Annotated in this window: 1 protein-coding gene; it reads left to right on the forward strand. The window is 69.0% G+C overall.

Features of this window, described 5'->3' with window-relative positions:
• Positions 1–33: 33 nt before the first annotated feature.
• Positions 34–4,655 (forward strand): amino acid adenylation domain-containing protein (locus AB0M92_RS39065; RefSeq protein WP_366107154.1); only part of this gene is annotated, 4,622 nt, incomplete at its 3' end.

The following is a 4,655-nucleotide window of genomic DNA, read 5'->3' on the forward strand; positions in this document are numbered from 1 at the left end:
GGGACGCCCGTCGCGGGGCGTACCGATGACGCGTTGGACGACCTCGTCGGGTTCTTCGTGAACACGCTGGTCCTGCGGACCGACCTGTCGGGCGACCCGACGTTCCGCGAGGTCCTCGAACGGGTCAGGGAAGCGGACCTGGCGGCCTTCGCCCACCAGGACGTGCCCTTCGAACGCCTGGTGGAGATCCTCAACCCCGCCCGCTCCATGGCACGCCACCCCCTCTTCCAGGTCATGCTCGCCTTCCAGAACGTCGCCGACCCGGATCTCGACCTCTCGGGCCTGAGCGTTCGCGGGGAACAGGTGCAGGGCGCCGTGGCCAAGTTCGACCTGTCCGTCAGCCTGGGTGAACTCCACGACGAAGACGGAGCACCCGCCGGACTCCGGGGGCAGCTGGACTACCGGACGGATCTGTTTACGGAGAACACGGTCCGAGAACTCGCGCACCGTGTGGTGCGCGTGATGGAAGCCGTCACCGCCGATCCGGATGCGGCGATCCGTTCCGTCAGTGTGGTCGGTGCCGAGGAACGGAACCGGATCCTGACCGACTGGAACGCAACTGCTCGTGACGTTCCGTACGCGACGCTGCCCGAGCTCTTCCAGGCCCAGGTCGCGCGTACGCCCGATGCTGCGGCCGTGGTCAGTGGCGGGGTCGAGCTGAGCTATGCCGAGTTGAATGTCCGGGCGAATCGTTTGGCCCGGTATCTGGTCGCGCGTGGTGCCGGTCCGGAGAAGCTCGTCGCCGTCGCGCTGCCCAGGTCCGTCGACTTGGTGGTCGCGCTGTTCGCCGTCCTGAAGTGCGGCTCGGGCTACGTGCCGGTCGACCCGGAGTACCCGGCGGACCGGATCGCGTACATGCTCGCGGACGCCGAACCCGTCCTGGTCCTGACGGAAACGACCATAGCGACACGGCTGCCCCAGGGCGGAGCCGCGCCGCACCTGTTGCTCGACGATCCCGAGGTCCGGCAGACCGTGGCGGGCCGCGACAGCGGAGACCTGTCCGACGGCGACCGCCCGTCTCCGGCGCTGCTGCCCGCCCATCCGGCGTACGTGATCTACACGTCCGGGTCGACGGGGCGCCCGAAGGGCGTGATGGTCGAGCACCGCAGCGTGGTCAACCTCGCTGTCTGGGCTGCCGACGGGCTCGGTGCGGACCGGCTGGAGGAGGTCTGCGCATCGACCTCGCTCAACTTCGACGTGTCCGTGTTCGAAATCATCGCTCCCTTGCTCGCGGGGGGTCGGATCAACGTGATCCGGGACCTGCTCGCATTCGGAGACGAAGCCGCAGGGGACGCCGGCCGGCCGCTGGTGAGCGGCGTTCCGTCGGTGTTCTCAAGCCTGCTGGACCGTGTACCGGCAGCGGACGCGGCAACCGTCGTCATGGCGGGTGAGGCGATTTCACCGATCGTGGCCAAGAAGATCCGTTCGTCCTTCCCCGCCGCCCGCATCGCGAACTGCTACGGACCCACCGAGGCCACCGTCTATGCGACCTCGTGGTATACCGACGGCGAACTGCCGGGTGCAATTCCGATCGGGCGGCCCGTCGCCAATACGCGCGCCTATGTCCTCGACGCGGCGTTGTCGCCGGTGCCGGTGGGTGTTCCGGGTGAGTTGTATGTGGCGGGTGCTCAGTTGGCCCGGGGTTATCTGGGGCGTGCGGGTCTGACGGCGGAGCGGTTCGTCGCGGATCCCTTCGCGGTGGTGGCTGGTTCGCGGATGTATCGGACCGGTGATGTGGTGCGCTGGTCGGCGGATGGTGTTCTGGAGTTCGTCGGGCGTGCTGATGCGCAGGTGAAGGTGCGGGGCTTCCGTATCGAGCCGGGCGAGATCGAGGCCGTCCTGGCGGATCACGAATCGGTGGGCCAGGTCGCCGTCGTGGTCCGGGAGGACCAGCCGGGCGACAAGCGCCTTGCCGCCTACGTGGTGCTGGCCGGTGAGGCTTCAACCCGGCACTTCGATGCGCGGGACCTGCGTGGTTTCGTGGCGGATCGGCTTCCGGATTACATGGTGCCGTCCGCGTTCGTCGTGCTGGACCGTCTGCCGTTGACGCCGAACGGGAAGCTGGACCGCAGGGCGCTGCCGGCTCCCGCATACGCGATGGACGCGTCGGGGCGGGCGCCGCGGACCCCGCGGGAGGAGATCCTGTGCGGGCTCTTCGCGGAGGTCCTGGGCGTGGAGTCGGTGTCGATCGATGACGGTTTCTTCGAGCTGGGTGGGCATTCGCTGCTGGCGACGCGCCTGGTGAGCCGGATCCGGACGGTTCTCGGGGCGGAGGTGAGCATCCGTTCCCTGTTCGAGGCCCCGACCGTGGCCGGGCTGGTGGGTCGGCTCGATGAGGGTGGCCGGGTCCGTGAGCCGTTGGCGCGGCGAGAGCGGCCGGAAGTCCTTCCGGTGTCGTTCGCGCAGCGTCGTCTGTGGTTCCTGGGCCAGCTGGAGGGTGTGTCGGCGACGTACAACATCCCCCTTGCACTCCGCCTGACCGGTGCGCTGGACGTCGAGGCGCTGCGGGCCGCGCTGGCGGACGTCGCCGGCCGGCACGAGAGCCTGCGGACGGTGTTCCCGCAGGTGGACGGCGAGCCGCGGCAGGAGATACGGCAGGGCGCTGCGGGGGTGCCCACCGTCAGCGTGGAAACCGTGTCTGCCGATGCCGTCTCGTCGGTCGTGGGCCGGTCGGCGGCCACGGGCTTCGATCTGGAACGGGATCTGCCGTGGCGGATCCGCGTGCTGGAAGTCGCGGATGCTCCGGGTGAGTGGGTTCTGGTGATGGTGGTCCATCACATTGCGGCGGACGGCTGGTCGATGGCGCCGCTGGCCCGGGATCTGTCGCAGGCGTACGCGGCCCGCTGCCAGGGGCACGCCCCGGCATGGGAAGAGCTTGCGGTGCAGTACGCGGACTACACCCTGTGGCAGCGGCAAGTGCTTGGGGACGAGGCCGACCCGGACAGCGTGATCGCCGCCCAGGTCGCCCATTGGAAGCACGCCCTGGCCGATCTCCCGGAAGAGCTGGAGCTGCCGGTCGACCACCCGCGCCCCGCGATCGCCTCGCACGAGGGTGACTCCGTAGAGGTCCGTGTTCCTGCGGAGGTGCACGCGCGTCTGCTGGAGCTGTCCCGTTCGTGTGGCGCGAGCCTGTTCATGACGGTGCAGGCGGCTCTTGCGGTGTTGCTGTCGAAGATGGGTGCCGGCCAGGACATCCCGATCGGGACGCCCGTCGCGGGGCGTACCGATGACGCGTTGGACGACCTCGTCGGGTTCTTCGTGAACACGCTGGTCCTGCGGACCGACGTCTCGGGCGATCCGACGTTCAGGGAGGTCGTGGAGCGGGTCCGGGAAGCGGACCTGGCCGCGTACGCCCACCAGGACGTGCCCTTCGAACGGCTCGTGGAGATCCTCAACCCCGCCCGCTCCATGGCACGCCACCCCCTCTTCCAGGTCATGCTCACCTTCCACAACAATGCGCAGCCCGATCTCGACCTGCCCGGCATACAGGCGCAGGCCGAGACTGTCGGCGGGATGGCGGCCAGGTTCGACCTGTCGTTCAGTCTGGGAGAAACGCACGGGGCCGACGGCGTGGCCGCGGGCCTCGCGGGGCGGCTCGACTACCGCACCGACCTGTTCGAGCGCGGCACGGTCGAGCAGCTCGCCGAGCGGCTGTCCCGGCTCCTCGAAACGGTCACCGGCGCCCCTGACCGGCCGATCCGCAGCGTCAGCGTCCTCGGCGCGGACGAGCGGCGCCGGATGCTCGTCGAGTGGAACGACACTGCACACGAGATCCCCGAGACGGCGTTGCCGGAGCTGTTCGAGGCCCAGGTCGCGCGTAGGCCCGATGCTGCCGCCGTGGTCAGTGGCGGGGTCGAGCTGAGCTATGCGGAGTTGAATGCCCGGGCGAATCGTTTGGCCCGTCATCTGGTGGCGTGTGGCGCGGGTCCGGAACGCCTGGTCGCGGTGGCGCTGCCGCGGTCCGTCGACCTGGTCGTGGCTTTGCTCGCGGTGTTGAAGAGCGGTTCGGGTTATGTGCCGGTGGATCCGGAGTACCCGGCGGAGCGGATCGCGTACATGCTCGCGGATGCCGAACCCGTCCTGGTCCTGACGGAGACGGCCACTGCGGCCCTGCTACCCCAGGACGACGCGTCGATCCCGAAGCGCGTGCTGCTGGACGAGCGTGCTGTGCAGGAAGCCATGGCCGGGCTCAGCGCATCCGACCTCCTCGATGACGATCGTCCGTCTTCGGCGCTGCTGCCTGCGCATCCGGCGTATGTGATCTATACGTCGGGTTCGACGGGTCGTCCGAAGGGCGTGGTGGTGTCGCACGCCGCCTTGGTGAATTACGTGGTGCGGTGTCCGCAGGCGTATCCGGACCTCGCGGGTTCGACGGTGTGGCATGCGTCGGTGTCCTTCGATGCCGGTGTCACCGTCCTGTACGGCGCGTTGGTGGCCGGTGGTCGTGTCGTGGTGGCTGCTCTGTCCTCTGCAGAGGAAGGTGAAGGAGCCGGGTTGCCGGTGTCGTTCCTGAAGGTGACTCCCAGTCATCTGCCGGTCCTGGAGCACGGTGGACGCGGTTTCGTGCCGGGCGGTCAGCTGATGCTGGGTGGGGAGGAGGTTCCCGCGCACGTGGTGACGCGCTGGCGTGAGGATCATCCGGGAGTGCCGGTCGT

It is taken from the genome of Streptomyces sp. NPDC051582 (genome assembly GCF_040681715.1).
Classification (GTDB): Bacteria; Actinomycetota; Actinomycetes; order Streptomycetales; family Streptomycetaceae; genus Streptomyces.